At 54.0% G+C, this 18,770-nt stretch carries 18 protein-coding genes; 5 read left to right on the plus strand and 13 right to left on the minus strand.

Annotation, left to right across the window (positions count from 1 at the left end):
* Positions 1-16 precede the first annotated feature (16 nt).
* Entirely contained in the window at positions 17-565 is a 549-nt protein-coding gene (locus QKW35_RS03860; protein WP_282350875.1) for a hemerythrin domain-containing protein, read from the minus strand.
* 243 nt (positions 566-808) lie between these two features.
* A complete protein-coding gene (locus QKW35_RS03865; RefSeq protein WP_282350877.1) occupies positions 809-2,947 on the minus strand; it encodes a tRNA(Met) cytidine acetyltransferase TmcA in 2,139 nt (712 codons plus the stop codon).
* A gap of 186 nt (positions 2,948-3,133) precedes the next feature.
* On the opposite strand from QKW35_RS03865, the gene QKW35_RS03870 reads away from it, so the two are divergent.
* Entirely contained in the window at positions 3,134-4,567 is a 1,434-nt protein-coding gene (locus tag QKW35_RS03870; protein ID WP_282350879.1) for an FGGY family carbohydrate kinase, read from the plus strand.
* 9 nt (positions 4,568-4,576) lie between these two features.
* Here QKW35_RS03870 and QKW35_RS03875 read toward each other — a convergent pair whose 3' ends face one another.
* The 4 genes from QKW35_RS03875 to smrA all read right to left on the minus strand — a co-directional run bounded on the left by QKW35_RS03875 (position 4,577) and on the right by smrA (position 7,612).
* Positions 4,577-5,317 (minus strand): glycerophosphodiester phosphodiesterase family protein, encoded by a 741-nt coding sequence (locus tag QKW35_RS03875; RefSeq protein ID WP_282350881.1) that lies wholly within the window; start codon positions 5,315-5,317, stop codon positions 4,577-4,579.
* A gap of 79 nt (positions 5,318-5,396) precedes the next feature.
* Positions 5,397-6,221, minus strand: coding sequence for a diguanylate cyclase domain-containing protein (locus QKW35_RS03880; protein WP_282350883.1), 825 nt, complete (start codon positions 6,219-6,221; stop codon positions 5,397-5,399).
* A gap of 132 nt (positions 6,222-6,353) precedes the next feature.
* Positions 6,354-6,959, minus strand: coding sequence for a DUF924 family protein (locus QKW35_RS03885; protein ID WP_282350886.1), 606 nt, complete (start codon positions 6,957-6,959; stop codon positions 6,354-6,356).
* Between the two features lie 74 nt (positions 6,960-7,033).
* Positions 7,034-7,612: a DNA endonuclease SmrA gene (gene smrA / locus QKW35_RS03890; RefSeq protein ID WP_282350888.1), complete on the minus strand. Its 579-nt coding sequence runs from the start codon at positions 7,610-7,612 to the stop codon at positions 7,034-7,036.
* A 303-nt stretch (positions 7,613-7,915) separates the two neighbouring features.
* Between smrA and QKW35_RS03895 the strand changes: the two genes are divergently transcribed.
* Both QKW35_RS03895 and QKW35_RS03900 read left to right on the plus strand, forming a co-directional pair.
* Positions 7,916-8,683 carry a hypothetical protein gene (locus QKW35_RS03895; RefSeq protein WP_282350890.1) on the plus strand — a complete coding sequence of 256 codons (768 nt, stop codon included), beginning with the start codon at positions 7,916-7,918 and terminating at the stop codon, positions 8,681-8,683.
* Between the two features lie 15 nt (positions 8,684-8,698).
* Positions 8,699-9,316: a glutathione S-transferase N-terminal domain-containing protein gene (locus QKW35_RS03900; RefSeq protein WP_282350892.1), complete on the plus strand. Its 618-nt coding sequence runs from the start codon at positions 8,699-8,701 to the stop codon at positions 9,314-9,316.
* Positions 9,317-9,398: 82 nt separating this feature from the next.
* Here the strand turns inward: QKW35_RS03900 and pyrC are convergent, their stop codons facing one another.
* The 3 genes from pyrC to QKW35_RS03915 form a co-directional block, all read right to left on the minus strand.
* Complete coding sequence (gene pyrC / locus QKW35_RS03905) at positions 9,399-10,436, minus strand: dihydroorotase (protein WP_282350894.1); 1,038 nt, start codon at positions 10,434-10,436, stop codon at positions 9,399-9,401.
* Between the two features lie 152 nt (positions 10,437-10,588).
* Positions 10,589-11,425, minus strand: a complete 837-nt coding sequence (locus QKW35_RS03910; RefSeq protein WP_282350896.1) for a hypothetical protein — start codon at positions 11,423-11,425, stop codon at positions 10,589-10,591.
* A gap of 174 nt (positions 11,426-11,599) precedes the next feature.
* Positions 11,600-11,869, minus strand: a complete 270-nt coding sequence (locus QKW35_RS03915) for an RNA-binding regulator (RefSeq protein WP_282350898.1) — start codon at positions 11,867-11,869, stop codon at positions 11,600-11,602.
* A 271-nt stretch (positions 11,870-12,140) separates the two neighbouring features.
* Between QKW35_RS03915 and QKW35_RS03920 the strand changes: the two genes are divergently transcribed.
* Positions 12,141-13,214, plus strand: coding sequence for a type I asparaginase (locus QKW35_RS03920; protein WP_282350900.1), 1,074 nt, complete (start codon positions 12,141-12,143; stop codon positions 13,212-13,214).
* Here the strand turns inward: QKW35_RS03920 and QKW35_RS03925 are convergent.
* The 4 genes from QKW35_RS03925 to QKW35_RS03940 all read right to left on the minus strand — a co-directional run bounded on the left by QKW35_RS03925 (position 13,166) and on the right by QKW35_RS03940 (position 16,738).
* The gene (locus QKW35_RS03925; protein ID WP_282350902.1) at positions 13,166-13,564 is read right to left on the minus strand and encodes a phnA protein; all 399 of its coding nucleotides are present in this window, start codon (positions 13,562-13,564) and stop codon (positions 13,166-13,168) included. The two genes, QKW35_RS03920 and QKW35_RS03925, sit on opposite strands and share 49 nt — an antisense overlap.
* Before the next feature lie 505 nt (positions 13,565-14,069).
* Positions 14,070-14,699: an NAD(P)-dependent oxidoreductase gene (locus QKW35_RS03930; protein ID WP_282350904.1), complete on the minus strand. Its 630-nt coding sequence runs from the start codon at positions 14,697-14,699 to the stop codon at positions 14,070-14,072.
* 123 nt (positions 14,700-14,822) lie between these two features.
* On the minus strand, positions 14,823-15,602 hold the full coding sequence (locus QKW35_RS03935; protein WP_282350906.1) for an amidohydrolase: 780 nt from the start codon (positions 15,600-15,602) through the stop codon (positions 14,823-14,825).
* The gene (locus QKW35_RS03940; protein WP_282351088.1) at positions 15,590-16,738 is read right to left on the minus strand and encodes a pyridoxal phosphate-dependent aminotransferase; all 1,149 of its coding nucleotides are present in this window, start codon (positions 16,736-16,738) and stop codon (positions 15,590-15,592) included. Before QKW35_RS03940 ends, QKW35_RS03935 begins: the two co-directional genes overlap by 13 nt.
* Before the next feature lie 257 nt (positions 16,739-16,995).
* Here QKW35_RS03940 and capB point away from each other — a divergent pair, with 257 nt between their 5' ends.
* Positions 16,996-18,756: a caprolactamase subunit beta gene (gene capB / locus QKW35_RS03945; RefSeq protein ID WP_282350908.1), complete on the plus strand. Its 1,761-nt coding sequence runs from the start codon at positions 16,996-16,998 to the stop codon at positions 18,754-18,756.
* Positions 18,757-18,770 lie beyond the last annotated feature (14 nt).

The raw sequence follows: 18,770 nt of genomic DNA on the forward strand, positions 1-18,770 counted from the left end.
GCCCACCCGCAGGTGATTATTCGTTCATATCCACAATCAGCTCTTTGTACAGATCACTGTACTGAACCGCTTGTTTTTCACCAAACAGTGGATCGTCGGATTTTGGTAACTCAGCAACCAGCTGCTGCCAGTCCGCTTCACTGGCTACGCCCTGCAGCAACGGGAATACAGAACCCTCTTCCAACTTCAAGTGCTCACTCTGCTCGTCCAGGAAGGCTTCAAGCTTATCGGTGAACTCGTCCATCGGAATGACCGCATCATGCAATATGCCATCAATGGTATCGGCCAGCTCATGGCAGGTGGTACGCATATTATGATGAGCTTGTTCACAACTTTCGATCATCGCGTCAAGCTCATCGCTACGCCCTTTGAAGTGAGCATACATACTGTCTTCACGCGGGTGATGATACACATCGGCGTAGTTGGAGATGTAGTCGACGACATCCGCCATCAAACTGAAATTCGGGTGGTTTCCTGCGCGCAGCTTTTCCACCTTCAGGCGCAAAACTGCAAGCAGCTTGTTCAGATTAATGTGATCCTGGTGCAGCTCATTCAAGATGGTCATAATGGAGCCTCCAATGATTGTGTACATCTGACTAACTATATAGTCCGGTCTCACCCGGTAGTTTTGATACCTGTCAATCCTCTAGGAAAGATAGCTACAAAACGTTCACTTACCACGAAGGGCAACGACCGGGATCAGTCATCAGGTCAGGACAGAGCTTAGCAAGGGCTTATGACACCTTTCCTTTGAATACAATACATGGGCAAACCCATACCTTGTATGAGTACAACGAAGCCATTCCGTTCACGATAAACGGAGGCATTCACCTATCAGTGCGCGCATCCGTCGCATCAGAGATTTTCGGCCTGCTCCGGCGTCTATCTCCTCCCAGCTACGCATCTGTAAAGCTTTTGATACAAGTAAGGATAGCTCGTCTGGTGTGAGTGCGTGCCAAACGGAGCGGTTTTTCAAAGAACGGATCACCAACTTGCGGATTGGCACGATACAACTCTCGTAACTGCGGTTATGTTGTACAAACGCCTCCAGATCGCGCATATCATGACTACTGAGATCCGTATCAAAACGCATCCCCTGCAGTAACATTGGTAATACCTCCACCTCCAGGTCGCGCAGGTTGTAGCCCAGCAACAACGGCAGCTGCTGGGTAAAGCGGTCACGCAGGTGGTTGTACATCAAACGCCCCGGATCAGACAGCGGCCGGCACACCAGTGCTGCATGGGTGCCACTCACCGCATCACGGGTTTCGCCCAGGCGGATAGTGCCAAAGCCGTTATTCTGCCAAAACAACAACAGCTCCTCTGTCGCCCCAAAGCTGGAACCCAGATAATCCCATCCAAGCCTGGCCCCTGCATTGGCGATCTCACGCAGCATCTGGCGCGCAACCCCACGGCGCTGCAGGGCCGGATGCACGGCGATACGCATGATACGGCCACACCTTAACGGCGCAGCCTCCAGGTAACCTTCCTGACCGATAACAGTTTGAGGCATCAGGTGACCTTTCGGACGCCGCTTGCCTTCCCACACCGCCTGGGCCAAATTGATGGCAATGGGTCCTTCCTCTGCAATTAATGCGGCCCCCACCACCAGCTTATTTTGGCGGGCGATCCAGACCCTCAGGTTTGGGCTGTCTAACAGTATACGCAGATCACCCGGAGTGGTCCGGTAGTGGGCAATCACCAGCAAACCAAACAACTGGTTCAGCAGGCTTTCATCCGTTACCAGTTGATCACGTTCAATTTCGAATATTTCAGGATCAAGCGCTGCGCAGGAGGCAATCTCGTCGGTGGGAGCCGCCTCCGCATTCAGCAGTAAGCTCTCAAACACAAAGGACTCCAACGGATCTTCAGCGGCCCAACGTACCGGCTCACTCAGCTCTACGGCACGCCAGTTGGGGGTACGTCGGTCAAGTTCGCGCCGGAAGCGAACGGCAAAGCCCTGGCCAGTCCCTTCATAACCGTGGATGGTTGAGGAAAATACGATACGCGGAAACCGTTCCAGCAATCGGGCCAGTACCGGCGAGGGGATGGCCGCAGCCTCATCCACCAGCATCACTGCGCCCTCCCCATCCAGACGACAGGCCTCATCGGGTGTCACATACCGGAGCGTGGCATTGCCACAGGTAATACTTCCGGCTTCAATACGTGTATCACTGAGGTGGCTGGCAGCATGGGCGAACACCTCTGCTACGTTGTCCAATGACGGTGCTGTGACCCAGATCGACTCCGCACCATTGCGGATCAACTGACTGGCCGCTATCCCGAGGGTGGCGGACTTTCCACGCCCACGATCGGCCGTCATAACAACGGGACGGCGCCCACGCGACAGGGTTTTGAGGATTTTTTCAACCGCTGACTTCTGGTCGTCAGATGCATACATCGCATCGACTAACGGCTCTCTCGGCTGCGGTTTTGAGTTACGCGGGGAACAAGCTTTGAAAGTATCCGGCGTAATAACGGCAACCTGATCTCCCACTCCCAATAGGCTCACAAGACGGGAGATAAAACGGCGTCCGACCTGATCGGTACCATAGGGCTCGACCACCAGTACACTGTGCTCCGGATCATCATAGGTTGCCCATTCATCCAGGGGGGGGCATAAAAGTACCAATACGCCACCACCACACAAGGTGCCGCTGATCTGCCCGAAAGCATTGGGATTAAACCCGTCCCAGGCATCGTAGATCAGCAGGTCTATTTCCTGGCCCAAATAGCGATGCAAGTCACGCGATATCGCCTGCTGGCTCTTATCCGGCGCTTGGCGTGATACCCACAGGCTGCGGTCACCTTCACCCGCTATCCAGCCCTGGATCTTCTGGGCTTTGCCTAATGTCCAGTCGCGCTCGCCCGACACCACCAACAACTGTCGGTGGTTGTTCTGACGCGCATTTGCCTGCATCTGTTTCACAGCTTCACGCCGGATCACGTACTACCTCCCAAACTACGACTTCGATGACTGCACTCTCCCTGCCGGCGTACGCTGCTGTCCGCCTCAATAAGATGACTTCACCTCTGTACTATTCGCAAACTGCGTGCATTGTAGCTGATTTGCTCGCTGTGTAATTGACTCAGGACTATGCTGTAGTTACAGGCCAAGCCCGAGGTACCACGTTTGTCAGACACGCTCTATCTGGTTCTGGATCAGGGCGGGCAAGCCAGCCGTGCGCTGGTATTTAACGACTACGGAGAAAGTTTAGCTCAGGCCCGCGTTGAGCAAAAAACCGATATCGATACCACTGCGCCCGATCCGAAACTGATTGTGGACGCCCTGCGGCGTGCAGTTACCTGTGCCCTGCAACAGCTTTCTGCTTCACAACGGAAACTGCCGATGCGCGCTGCGCTGGTCTCTCAACGTTCAGCCTGCCTGTGCTGGGACCGGATCACCGGCCAACCACTGACCCCCGTTATCAGCTGGCAGGATAACAGCGGTCAGTCGATCATCGACCAGCTCTACCACCACTTCAAGGAGATCCAGCGAATCTCCGGTTTAGTGCCTAACGGACATAGCCCCGCTAGCAAATGGTCCTATCTGCTGAACTCCAATGCCCTGATCGAAGCCCAGCGGCACTACCAGATGGCATGCGGCCCTCTGGCGTCTTTTCTGATCTTTCACCTATGCCGTGAGCATCCTTTCCTGATCGACAGGGTAAACGCATCTCGCACCATGCTCTATTCATTGGAAGCGCGTAACTGGAGTAATCCCCTTTGCGCACTGTTTGATGTACCACCGGAATACCTGCCCGACATACGGCCTAGCCACTACCGATACGGGACCTTGGAGATTGCCGGATCACGGATTCCATTGAAACTCGTGTGTGGTGACCAACCCGCGGCCCTGTTCAGCAACGGCTGGCCAAACCCCAGCATGTTGTCGGTCAACATGGGAACCGGCGCCTTTGTACAGATGCCGCTGCTGGTAGAAGCACAGGAACGGCCACGCACCCGACTGCTGATCTCGCCTGCCTATAGCGACCTCAACGATGAACTCCTGGTGCTGGAAGGCACCATCAACGGCGCTGCGACTGCGCTTAACCTGACCAGTCTGCCCCTGGGTCTAAACTATCAGAACAGCGATGCCTGGCGACAGCGCTATCAGCCGCTGCCCCTTTTTGTGAATGGGGTCGGAGGGCTGGGATCCCCCGATTGGTGCCCTCTGGAAAGCGGCTGGCAAGGTGTACCACCCTTTGATGCCAAATCTAAGGTGTTGGCGGTTGCGGAGAGCATCCTGTTCCTGATCCAACGGAACATCAACGCCATGCGGGATGTAGGAAGTTTTCCCGGCAGTATCAACCTCAGCGGAGGCCTGAGCCAGCTCGACTGGATGGCCCAGGGTTTGGCCAACCTGAGTGGTCTCAACGTTCACCGTATGAACAATCCGGAATCATCTGCCCGCGGCGCTGCCTGGTTACTTTCCAGAAGCCGAAACTGGCGTCAGAGTGAGGAGACCGTCTTTACGCCTGCCGCCGCATCGGCCCTGAATGCCCGCTACCAAAGTTGGACTCAACTACTGCACGCAGCGCTGATCATCAGTGGAGCCCGTCGCTAAGATAGTATTTTAACGTTTAGTCCAACCGGCCAGCAGATCAGCCGACCGGTAACTCTCCAGGTAAGCGGCTCCATGCTTTAGCCAATAGCGTGCCCGCCGTATGGTATCAATCTCATACACCACCACCGGAACACCGATATAGCTCAAATGCCGCCGTTGCTTGATCCGGCGCTTATTCACAAACAAGATATCCGGTTTACAGCGCTCCATCTCGTCTTGGATAGGCGGCCAGTGGCGCAGTACCAAGCCAACCTGCGGCCATCGCGTTCTGGCCGCAGCAATAAACGGCATATCAAAACTGATCAGATGAGTCTGCTTGGCCATCGGCCGCAACACGGGTAAGACTGCATTCAGAACGGTCTCGATCCCAAAGGCCACAATCGATTCCTCTTTGATCTCGACAAACAGCTCTACCGCCGGCTGTTCTTCCGCCCAGCGGATCACCTGCACCAGCGTGGGAATCGGCTCCCCGTGATATTTATGCCCCAGACGCCAGGGCTCACAGGCCGAATAGTGATCTAGCTGATCGTAATTCAGATGTAGGATGTTTCTATGGATACCGCAGGTACGGTAAAGGTCGGTGTCGTGAATCAGGACCGGAACCTGGTCGGCTGTAAGCTGAATATCAAATTCCAGACGGTGAACCCCGCCAGCCACAGCTTCTTTGAGTGCCCGCAGCGTATTCTCCGGATAGCGGTGTTGGTATCCGCGATGGGCGACCAGGCGCTTGCTTAACTGCGCCGCATCCATAATCTACCCCCTCTCCCGCCACACTCAGGCACCTATAAACGTAGCCTAGCTTATAAACAGGAGAAGAGTATCCACGGGCTTACAGGGAATAGGTCACCGATGGCAGATCAGAAACGTTTTCAGTCGATGCGATGTATTGGTTTCGGCCCGCCTTCTGTGCATCGTACAGCGCCTTTTCCGCCGCTTCGATCAGTCGCTCCGGGGTAAGCATACGGGATGGTTGCATGGTGGCTACACCAATTGTGACGGTGACAATATCAGACACCGCCGACGCTGGATGCCTAATGGCCAGGCTACGCACATCGGCACAACACCGGGCCGCAAGTTGTGCTACCTGTTCGTTGGTGGAGGGTAACAACAGGGCAAAACGTTCATTATCAAAACGAACCGCGAGGTCGCCCGGGCGGGAGATACATTTACGCAGATCTTCTGCTATCTGCTTCAGGCAGTTCTCGCCTTCGGCTTCACCTTTCTCTTTGCGGTAGTGATCCAGGTAATCCACTTCGATCAGCATCAGGGAGAGCGGGCTGAATTCACGCACAGCGCGGCGACACTCGTTCGCGGTCACGTTATCAAAATGGGTGCGGTTAAACAGGCCTGTGGTACGGTCTATTGCACCGACCAGTTCCGCGTTTTCCCGGCTATTACTCAGTTCCGCGACGCAGGCGTTCAGCTCGGTTTCAATTGCCGCGGAGCGCCGCAGCGTGTTCTTGAGGTAACCACTGATCAGCGCGGTCAGGGCTAAGCCCACAATAAGCAGTACCGGCGCAGCAAGTTCGTCTGCGGGCATCAGCAGGTAAACAGCCAGAGAGAAAAGTATGCCTGCCAGCGCAACCAGCACAACAGGACGTGGGAAAGAGTTCACAACCGCATCGGTTTTTTGTTCTTGTGCTTCGTGCTTCATAGATCTGTTCCCGGCAGAGATACGGCTGAGTAAATACTTTTTCTGGACGCATTGCAAACCACAAGCGCCGCCAATAGCGGAATCTACGATTAACCGTAGGAAAAGAGAACTCTTCTGGGCCTGATTATGCCGTTACTGGCCCCAGTTATGGTTACTTTGATTGAGGAATATCAGCTCCTCAGTGGTTGAGTCACGCCCCAAAACACGGTTTCGGTGAGGAAAGCGTCCGAAGCGGGCAATCTGATCCCGGTGCTGGTGAGCAAAATCAAGAGAGCCCTGCGCCACTACTTTTTTATGGGGTGGCACCTCCATCAACAGGTTTTCGAAACAGCGGATACTCTCGTCCTGTACAGCAAGATCTTCAGCATGCTCCAGGGGCATATAGAAAAACTGACGTTCCGCATACTCCAACGCTTGATCATGGCCGCGCTCCATACCGGATTGGCACAATGCCAACGCCTGACCATCACCGGAAAACGCCTCCGGAGTACTACGAAAGATCGAGCGGGTAAACTGATCCAGCAGAATGATCAATGCCAGACGGGCACGCGGACTTTCACTCCACGCCGCCAACTCACCCCGCAGAGCTTGTCTCACCAGAGCACCAAAAAGTTCTCCGATCAACTGGTCTGTTTCGTCACTGGCACCCCACCAAAGTGCCGTACGGTCACTGGTGGGGAATCCGTCCGCCATTTCACCGAACCAAAACTGCAGAATCTCTTCGACCTGTGTATTCATGCTGCTCCCCTTACGTACATACTTGCGCCCTTACGAGCATAGCAATTCAAACTTCATGAAGCATCGCTACAAGCTTATCGCTTCTGGTGCTGTTCCCAGTTTTCCAGCCTTTGTGTTTCATTCTTACGCAACAACACATAGGTTGCCGCCAAACCACCATGATGCTTCTGCGCGGAGTGAAAGGCCATCACTTCGGGGATATGGGGCAACCATTGATTGAGGTAACTGCGCATGATGTTTCCCGCAGCCTTTTCATGGTTACCACGTCCATGACTGATCACCACGGAGCGGATACCAAACTTCGAGCACTCAGCAATAAATCCGATCAACTCATTCAGTGCCTGGGCGGGTGTTTTGTTATGCAAGTCAAGGCGTGCATCGGACTGATAACGTCCCAGGCGTACATTACGATACACACCGTCCTGTACCCCATCACGTTTCCACTCCAGCGGATCAAAAGGGTGCAATAGACTGACCTGCTCGGTGGATAAGCCTTCATGTACCTCACCTTCAGCGGCCTGACGGCGCTCTTTCAGACCCGCATCGCCGCGCTTTTCATTGTGCCCGGCAAGATCTGCTTTATCGGTGGGCTTGGACGGAGTCACGCCCTCTCCCATCATCATATCCATGAAATCCAGATCGTCAGTACTCATACATCCCCCAGGGCCCAAATTTTCGCGGCGGCAGTATATACAATCTGAGGTTTTGACTACAGCAGCCGTACCAGGTTCACCCACGCGCTTGACGCATTCTAGCCACCACAAGCCTCCTCCCTGCTCACGGTTTCGGTTTCATAAAGACTTAAGAAGCAAGCCTTTTTGCCTCTTTTCTCGATCCGAGTTGCAGGCTACAGTGTGTAAGAAGGTCGTTTAATTCCGTACAGATTGAGGTTAGGGATGATACGTGTTCTGATTTTGTTTCTAGTACTGGTTGCTGCTGCGGCTGCCTATCTTTTTATGAACAGATCAGCAGACCTGCCTGATCTACCAGCGTTGATAGCCCCCACAACGCCGGAGGCAGAGTCCGAACCGCCAACTGAGCCCGAACCTACTCCCGAAGTGGTGAAGCAGGCACGCGAACATATCGACCAGATCACTGCCCCACCCGAAGACTCCATCGACATTGAAAAAGCGGATCACTTTGTAACCGCCTCTCAACTGCTTAAGCTGCCGATACAACAAACTGAAAGTGAAGCGGTTCTGGAAACAGTGGATGACGCAGGCACCAAGACCTTTGGTGTTGAAACCGGGGCTATTAGCGTCGCGCCCGTGACCACATCCGCCACACCAACCATTGTTGTGGGTGAAGCAGAGCTGACAGCAAGCAACCGAATCAAACTTCAGGAGCTGCTTGACCGTCCTGAAACCAGCGCCAAGCAGGTGTTCTATATCCACGCCGTGAACGAAGGTGACTCCCAAGGCCTGTGGGGCATCCTGCAACGAGGCCTGACACGCACCTTTGCAGAAGGGATCGTTCTGGGCAAAAAGCAACAAACGCTCTATGTCGAGATTCCTGAAGAAGCGGACGAGAAACTGGAGAACCAGCTTAGCTCCTTCCTTGGCAAGGTTTTGCAACAGAAGGTGGAAAGCACCTACATCTATAATTACCGCAGTGGGCGCCTGGGTGACGATCCTGATCTGATCGAACCCGGCCAGCAGTTGATCATTGTGGAGTTCTCCGAAGACGAACTGGTCAGAGTGTACAACCACTTTATCCGTCAGTAACACGAGGGAAGATTGATGATCGATCTTTATACCTGGGGTACGCCGAACGGTAGAAAAGTTTCTATCATGCTGGAAGCCCTGCGACTGCAATATAACGTGCATCCGATCGATATCCTGGATGGCGAGCAATTTGCCGACGACTTCCTGAAAATCAGTCCAAACAACAAAATTCCGGCGATTGTGGACCACGACGGCCCCGACGGCGAACCGATCACCGTGTTTGAGAGCGGTGCGATTCTGCTTTACCTAGCGGAAAAGTACGGCGAATTTATCCCCGACGACCTGCGCGGCCGCACCGAATGCATGGAGTGGGTCATGTGGCAGATGGGTAATTTTGGCCCGTTTCTAGGTCAATCCCATCACTTTAACCGCTTCGCGCCGGAAAAAGTGCCCTATGCGATCAGGCGGTATAACGATGAAGCTAAACGCCTTTGGAGTGTGCTGGATACACGACTGGACGGACGCACCTTTATCCTGGGGGATGATCTGTCGATCGCAGACTTTGCCATCTATCCCTGGGCGATGCGGTACGAGTGGCAGCAGATCACCCCTGAGAATTACCCGGCGGCGAAGAGCTGGATGGAGCGGATGGGCCATATCGAATTCGTGCAGTTTGGAATGCAAGTACCCTGATATATACCGTCGTCAAAAAACTCATTAAAAAAGGAGCTGGGTTTCCCTCAACTCCTTTTTTACTTGCCGCCAGTAAAGCTACTTAAGCCTGCTGCACTTTCCAATGCACGGTCTGACCGGCGAAAAACGGTACGATCGGCTTGCCGTTAGGCAGTGTAATTTCGCCCGGAATCTCCCAGTCTTCGCGTACCAGCGTGATGGTGCCTTCGTTGCGCGGCAGACCGTAGAAGTCTGCACCGTGCTCACTTGCAAAGCCTTGCAGCTTATCCAGTGCATCCAGCTCTTCAAAGACATGAGCGTACAGCTCGATCGCGCTCCAGGCGCTGTAGCAGCCCGCACAACCACAGGCATTTTCCTTAGCATCCTTGGCGTGTGGTGCAGAGTCGGTACCCAGGAAGAATTTAGGTGAACCGGACTGTACCACGGCACGCAGTGCTTCCTGATGGGTGCTGCGCTTCAGGACCGGCAGGCAGTAGTTGTGCGGGCGCACGCCGCCTACCAGCAGATCGTTACGGTTCAGCAGCAGATGCTGCGGGGTAATGGTCGCTGCCACGTTATCAGATGCGCCCTGAACAAACTGCGCCGCATCGCCGGTGGTGATGTGCTCGAACACTACTTTCAGGTTCGGGAAACGCTCAACGATTGTCGCCAGCTTCTGGTCGATAAACTCTTTCTCGCGGTCGAAGATATCGATGTGGTGATCGGTCACTTCGCCGTGAACCAGCAGCAACATGCCCTGCTCTGCCATGACCTCGAATACGGGGTACATCGCTTCCAGCTGCTTTACCGCAGCCGCAGAGTTGGTGGTTGCACCTGCCGGGTACAGTTTAGACGCAACAATACCCGCCGCCTTGGCATTGATAATATCCTGCGCGGAGGTGTCGTTGGTCAGGTATAGGGTCACCAGGGGATCAAATCCGTTACCTTCAGGGCGTGCCGCCAGAATACGCTCACGGTATGCCATCGCCATCTCGGCGTTCGTTACTGGTGGTACCAGATTTGGCATCACAATCGCACGCTGGAAGCAGCGGGCAGACGCAGCAACAGTTTCCGGCAGCATGTCCCCGTCACGCAGGTGCAGGTGCCAGTCGTCAGGAGTTCGGATGGTCAGCGTATTCATGCAGGTCCTTTATAATCGTCGTATCTGGATAGTCGTAATCAGTGGCGCAGCAATGGATGGCCGGAGTGACGCAACGTCATCCGGGGATGTGGCTTCTCTTGTCGCCAAGAATTATACAGGAACACGCTCACCGCTTCATCCACCCCGATTGTTCACAAGGTATCGATGCCCAGTTTAAGCAGTCGACGCGCCAGCACATCGTCAATCTCTTCCAGCTCATCAGCACTGAGTTCGATCACGCGCAGCTCATAGCGCTGGTAGAGCTCTTTACGTCGCATCTTTTCTGCCAGATAGCCGGCACTGCCCTGCTCATCCCAGTACTCGATATATAGGTGCGCTGAAGGGATATAGAAGTCACTGTAAGCTTCTTCGTCTGTTGGCAATCGGCGACCACAGGCGTGTACAACCCCTGCGTAGTAGAGCCAATTATCTATCTGCTGCATACCCGCCGACGCCACCCGATGCCCATCCAAGCAGCTGATCTCTTTTTCCATGGTCTCAGGCACAGCAAGCGATGCAATCACCTGAAGCAGAGCCGGATGCTCGACAACGGTGTCAGGCCACAACACGTACGGTACACCGGTTCGGGCATCTTCAGCCTGGCGACCACCAACATGGGTGCCGGTCTTGGTCAACCGCCAGCCTTTGATATGGGGTTCGATCCAGCCCAGCTCATTAAAGAGTCGGTTAACCTGGACCGCCGAATATCCTAACTGTTTGCCCAGTGCGGTCGCACTGAGTAGCTGACTGTCGGGGTTGACCAGCGCACGGTGTTGGATCACCGAAGCCGGCCAGACCACATAGGTGCCAAACCGTTTACTTTCCCGGTAATCGCCGCCTTCGAACCTTCCCTTGGCAGTGAGCTTCCACTGCTCCTCTTCGCGCACAATCCAGCCCAGCGCTTCCAGCTCCGCAAACATCTGCCGGGAGGTTTTACCCAGCTTTTTAGCCAATGCACTGGTGGAAAGAGACTGCACTTCCTCTGTCATTCAATACACCTATCGAAACACCACACATATAACAACGAAGCAATCAGGCTAGCAGAAGCGGAGAAGGGACAAAACAGAAAATAGCGGGGCACCCCACACAGCCACGGTGCGGGATATGCGCAGGTTAGATGGGATAAAGCAGCATCAGTGCGGCACCGATACTGCTTTCAACACTTAGTCGCGACGGCGCGGGCCACCAGACTGACGTGGCTTAGCCTCGTTGACCACGATGTTACGTCCGGCGACATCCTGACCGTTCAATGCCTCAATGGCCACCTTGCCTTCTGCTGCACTTGGCATCTCAACAAAACCGAAACCACGGGAGCGACCGGTTTCACGATCCAGAATAATTTTAGCGGACTGTACCTCACCGTGCTGTGCAAACGCCGCCTCCAGATCACTTTCCTGCATGCGGTAGGAGAGGTTTCCGACAAAGATATTCATTGTTATTTCTCAATTCCGTTGTACCGGCTCAACAAAAGGCACCTGTTACTGCGTGAAGCCGGTACCTTCAAACAGCAACCACAACCTCCAGGATGGAGATGTCTCCGACACCTCTATAAAAACAGCCACATATGACAACATGGTTAAGGATTAATCAAACCTGAAACACAAACGGCAACCCAAAGCCGAGGCTGTATCCTCGCAATTGCCGGTGTGTAGGGTTATGTTTGATTAAGCAATACACAGCCATGCAAACCGGAGACCGCCCACTATGTATGCCAACAAATCCATTAAACCACGGGTACTGGTTATCCACACGGGCGGCACGATCGGTATGCAACCGTCAGAGAACGGTTACACGTCGGTTGATGGCTTTGAGGAGCTTGTACGGGAAAAGCTGGACCAGAGCGTGCACGATACCCTGCCCGAATTTGATCTTGTCGAGCTGGATCCGTTACTGGATAGCGCCAACCTCAGCCCAGAGTCCTGGAGCACCATCGCCTCCAAGGTGATTGAGCACTACGCGCAGTACGACGGTTTTATTGTGCTGCACGGGACCGACACCATGGCGTACTCCGCATCGGCGCTCTCCTTTCAGCTGCGAGGTCTCAGCAAGCCGGTCATTGTGACCGGCTCCCAAATTCCGTTGTATGAGCTGCGCAACGATGCACTCGACAACCTGATCACCGCCCTGATCATCGCGGGTTTTCATCCGGTGCCCGAAGTCTGCATCTATTTCAACGGGCGTCTGCTGCGTGGTAACCGTAGCCGCAAGATCAAAGCCACCGGACTGGATGCCTTTGATTCCCCCAACTACCCATGGCTGGGTCAGGTCGGTATCCATATCGAACTTCACTCGGGATTGATCCGTCCTGCCGGTACGCCACAATTGGCCGCAGCCAACTACCAACCCGGTGCGGTGGCGATGCTGCCCATCTACCCCGGCCTGCCACAATCGGTCATCAAGGCTACTCTGACCGATAAACAGATCCGCGGCGTGATCATTCAGAGCTACGGTGTGGGCAACCTCCCCAACCATGACAAAGAACTGATGAAGCTGCTCGAAGGTGCTGGTAAAGCGGGTAAGGTATTGGTCAATCTGAGCAGTTGTCTCCAGGCCCAGGTACTGCACGGCACCTATGCCACGTCAGCGGGACTGGATAAGATCGGAATTGTTTCAGGTGGGAATATGACGCCAGAGGCTGCGTACAGTAAGCTGCATACGTTGTTGGCAAATTCCACAAACAGCGAGCATGTTACTGCGTTAATGCAGCAGGATCTGTGCGGCGAACTGGATCAGAGCTCAACTTCTTCCAGCCACTCAGCCTCTTCGGGCTCCATATAACGGTTTTCAAGCAGTTCGGTCGCCCAGCTTTCCGAGCGTGACAGGCGTTTCAGCATTGCCACCGCCGTCACTTTTACCGCCGGTACCGAACTCCACATGGAGTTGTTAAGACAACGCCAGTGGTGCTGATCCATATGTTTAGGATGTTCGATCTGATCCAGACAGGTTTCACAGATCATGATGCAGTGATTCACGTCTGGTTCGCTGTCAAATGGCGGCACTTCGAAAATTTTCAGCTTGGTGCCCTGTGCATCGCACAGTTCACAGTGGGCGCCACAACGACGCACTAGCTCTTTGCCGTATATTGATAAACCGGCATGCCCGTGATGTCTTTCATATCCTCTAGCCATAACTGTACCTTCCCTTCAGTCGAAACCCAGTTATTCAATGCCACTGCTTTGCTAACCCACTCCGTGGAAGCACTTCCCGACACCGAACTGCGATCCATCTCCCTCAGGTACTGATATATACGAATAGCAGAACTTTATGGATTTAGCCTGTTTAACGCACATTTAAAATAAAGATATACGTTTAAAAAACAGGAACATTCGCGCAAAAACAAAGGGGTCCCTGTGAATGAGACCCCTTTGTGCCAGACTTTACTCCGGCTAAATCAGCCCAGAGGGCTTGCGGTTTGTTAGCTACCCTGTTGTTGAGTAGCTGGTTTGATGTCATGAAACCGACCGCCGCTCAGCCGTTGAACCTGTTCAGTGTTGATGCCTGACACTGAAGGCTAAACGCCCATCGATCCACACCCATCAGCGGTAAATCTGTACTTATGATTATAGGCGAGAATGCTCTGTACACCGTGTCTGGAGGGGGTTTGGCGCGTGAAATTTTTTCAGCTGTTACAGTTTAATAACAGAGCAATGGCGCCTGCTGACGATAGCTGGGCTCTTCCAGTTCATGGAGGATAAAACCCGCCACATCGGCCCGTGAGATTTTCCCTGCTACCACCCCGTCCATATCGGTGATCACCTGATATTGGTCGGTGGCGTCCCCGTTAGTCAGGAAGCCTGGACGGACGATGGTCCAGTCCAGATTGCTCTTGCGGATCAACCCCTCCTGACGCTCCTTATCCTGATAGATGGTACGCAGAACGAAGGGCTGAAACAGCCTGTCGTAGAGGAATCCGCCATGCCCTTTGCTGTCTCCCGCCCCTATACCAGTGACAACAACCAGACGCTTAATACGGGCGGCATGCATAGAATCAATCAGGTTGCGGGTACCTTCCGAAAACAGGCGAACTTTTTCAAAGGTCGGCAAGATACCGAGGGCGATTACAACCGCATCGTGACCCGGCACAATGCGTTGCAGGGCAAAGAAGTCCAGCACATCCGCGCGCTGTATCTGAAGGTTGGGATGGCAAAGTCCCAGATCTCGTATGCTTCGTGCGCAGGCCGTTACCTGATGGCCTTGTTCCAGCGCTTTGTGTACTACCTGCAAACCGATCCCTCGACTCGCACCGATCACTAACAAACGCATAACCTATCCTTACAGAGGGAACGGATACGACTGACTGTCGCATCCGGTTATGGTTTAAATAATCGCCGCTGCTTACACGAGGGTCAAACCAGAAAAACTGTAGTTTCCACCAAAATGAGTAAATTACAGTTTCAGATCAAATTGATCTGCATCCATCCAGGCGGGGAAATTATCGCGGAAGATATCCAGCGCTGATCGGTCCAGGGTCCGGGTTACAACCAACAGCTCCTCGGTGCCACCGTCGATGGCAAGTTCGCCTTTGAAATCCACCAGCAGGGAGTCACCGCTGTATTCCAGCCCTTTACCATCGGTACCGATTCGGTTCACTCCGGCCACATAACACTGGTTTTCATGGGCGCGGGCCTGCAACAAGGTTCGCCACGGATTGCGACGTGGTTTCGGCCAGTTAGCCACATAGATCAGCAGGTCGTAATCATTACGGTTACGGCAGAATACCGGGAAGCGCAGGTCGTAACAGATCTGCGGCAGGATACGCCAACCACGGTAATTGACGATTACACGCTCAGCACCCGCTTCATAGTGGTTGTGTTCACCGCCCATACGGAACAAGTGTCGTTTGTCATAGTGGTGCAGCTCGCCCTCCGGCGTCGCAAACACCATGCGGTTACGGTATCCCTCACCAACCTTAACCATCATACTGCCCACAATCGCTGCATCCAGCTGCGCCGCCTGTCTCAGCATCCATTGCACGGTTTCGCCATCGGCAGGCTCTGCCAGCGCTTCTGGCTCCATGGTAAAACCGGTGGTAAACATCTCCGGAAGGACAACCAGATCTGTTTTGCCCTGTAGATCGGCAAACAGCCGCTCGAACTGCTCCCGGTTTGCCGGCGCATCATGCCAGTGCAGTTCGCACTGGATCAGGGTGACTCTTAAATCTTGCATAACTTCTCCGCCGCAGCGCGCAGGGTGTCATCCCCTTTTGCGAAACAGAAACGTACCAGTTTGGTATCCATCGGCGCTTCACTGAACACCGAGATCGGGATCGCCGCTACACCCGCTTCCTTAATCAACCAGCGACAGAACTCAGTATCCGGCAGATCGCTGATTGCGCTGTAATCCATCAGCTGGAAATAGGTCCCGGAGGTTTTCTCAAAGCTGAACCGGCTATCCTGCATCAGTTCGCAGAACAGGTCGCGCTTTTGCTGGTAGAACGCGGGCAGCTCCAGATAGTGCTCTGGCTGCTGCTCAAGCATATCAGCCATTGCCAACTGCACAGGGGTTACCGTGCTGAAGGTCAGGTACTGATGCACCTTGCGGAACTCGGCGCTCAGCGCAGCAGGGGCTACACAGTAACCGACTTTCCAACCGGTGGTGTGAAAGGTTTTACCGAATGAGGAAACCACAAAACTGCGCGCCGCCAGCTCATCGTGGCGCAGTAAACTCTGGTGAGGTTTACCGTCAAAGGCGATGTGTTCATACACCTCATCGGACAGCAACAGGATATCAGACTCACGCACGATATCGGCGATTGTGTTCAGGTCATCCGCAGACAGCACCGCACCGGTTGGGTTGTGCGGTGAGTTGATCACGATCATGCGCGTTTTTTCGTTGATCGCATCCGTCAACTGATCGAAATCGATGCAGAAGCTCGGCGGGCACAGTGGCAGATGAATCGCACGACCGCCATTCAGTTCGATCGCAGGCTCGTAGCTGTCGTAGGCCGGATCGAAAACGATCACTTCATCACCGTCACGTACGACAGACGCGATTGCGGCAAACAACGCCTCTGTGGCGCCGGAGGTGACCGTCACTTCGGCATCAGCACAGATCTTACGGCCGTACAGCGATTCGGTTTTAGCTGCAATCGCCTCACGCAAGGTCGGCATACCGGTCATTGGTGCATACTGGTTGGCGCCCTGCTCGATATAGTGCGCGACCCGTTTACGCAGGAACGCCGGGCCATCAAAATCAGGAAAACCCTGGGACAGGTTGATCGCCCCCGCCTCATTGGCGAGCTGGGACATCACAGTAAAAATAGTGGTGCCGACTTTCGGCAGCTTTGAAGGTGGGCAGTGCATGATGATTCGTTTCACCGATAGATCTACAAACAGAGCCCCCATACTACCCTATTCAATCCAGTGAGAAACCGATTATCCCCTTTCCTGGGGCTCAGATTCTTTGGTTTCCATACGCTGATCGTCAAAAACTGCTTCCCCAACGATCAATATCCTGTTCTTTCACTTTTTTACACTGGATGACATCACGTTCGTAGCCGGTAACGGACTTTCATGTCAGTACTGGCGCGAATAATCACAAAAATAATAAGAGGTGTGATATGTCCAGTAGTGTCGATCCTATAACCCTTGCCGTCGTGCGAGGAGCACTGGAAACCGCACAGCGAGAGATGACGCTGACCCTGGAGAAAACCGGGCGTTCCAGCGTATTCAATCTCGCTCACGACTACAGTAACGCGCTGTTTGACCACTATCCGGAAATGATCCTGCAGGGTCAGGATATTCCGATTCACTTGGGGTCGCTGATTCCCGCAATGAAAGAAGTCGCCGACTATTTCGGTGATGACATTCACGAAGGCGATGTGATCTACCACAACGATCCAGCCTATAAAGGCAGCCATATCCTCGACTGCTGCATGTACAAGCCGGTGTTCTACCAAGGCGAGCTCGTGTTCTGGACAGTCTGCAAGGGACACCTGACCGACATCGGCGGTCCGGTGCCCGCCGGTTACAATCCTGATGCCAAAGAGATCTATGCCGAGGGTTTACGTATTCCGCCCGTCAAACTCTGGGAAAAAGGCAAACGCCGTGATGATGTTATCAATCTTTTGCTGACCAACATGCGTGCCCGTCGCGACCAGGAAGGCGACCTGAACGCCCAATACGGCGCTTGCCGTGTGGGCGAACGCAACCTGATAGCACTGCTCGACAAGTACGGTGTTGCAGAGGTAAAAGCCTGCATCGCAGAGCTGAAGAATATGGCAGACCGCCAGATGCGTTCACTGATTGCCAAGGTACCAGACGGCGAATATTACGGCTCTGCGGTGTTGGAGGATGCCGGTCATGGTTTCGGTGATATGGAGATCACCTCCAAGGTCACAATCAAAGGGGACAGCGTACATATTGAAGTGCAGAGTCCACCGCAAGTGCCTTACTTTATTAACTCCTATGAAGGCAACTCAATGTCGGGCGTGTATCTGGGGCTGATGATGTTTGCCCAATTGCCACCGCCCTACAACGAAGGCCTCTATCGTGCCGTCACTGTCGACCTGGGTCCTAAAGGCACACTCTGTAATGCCGAAGAACCTGCACCACACGTCAACTGCACCACCACCCCGATGGAAACCCTGACCGACGCGGTACGTAAAGCCCTGGAAGAAGCAGCACCGGAGCGTGTCAGTGCCTCTTGGGGCCACGCCAGCGGCATCAACATTGCCGGTATCGATCCGCGCACCGGTGAGCAGTACGTCACCATGGTACTGGCATCAATCATCTCCGGTGCAGGGGCAACCCAAGTGATGGATGGCTGGCACGCCTGCGGTCCATTGTGTTGTTTTGGCGCGCTTAGCTCAGGTGATACCGAGCTGCTGGAATACTCCTACCCAATCATTATTCGCCGCTACGGCCTAATTCCTGACAGTGGCGGTGCCGGTATGTACCGGGGCGGATCCGGTACCGTGTGGGAAGTAGAACCGATCGACCACGAGATGACCGTGGTGGCCTTTGGTGAGGGCCGCAAGATCCCAACAATGGGAGCAGCAGGTGCTACCAATCAACTTCTTGAGCCGAAACTAGGCCGCTTGGTAATTCAGCGCGAAGACGAGGAAACCGTTTACAAAGCGAACACCATCGAATCGGTTAAAGCGGGCGAACGTGTCGCCAACTTTAATCCAGGTGGAGGCGGCTACGGTAATCCATTCACCCGTCCCCCCGAGAATGTACTGGAAGACTACCGAAACGGGCTGGTCTCACTGGATGCAGCGCGGATGGAATACGGTGTTGAAATCGATCCCGTCGCGATGGCCATCAACTCCGAAGCGACCGCGGCCTTGCGCCAGCAACTTTCCACTCATCGCGTTTAAAGAATAAGGATAAT

The organism is Pontibacterium granulatum, assembly GCF_029961155.1.
Taxonomy (GTDB): Bacteria; Pseudomonadota; Gammaproteobacteria; order Pseudomonadales; family Balneatricaceae; genus Pontibacterium; species Pontibacterium granulatum.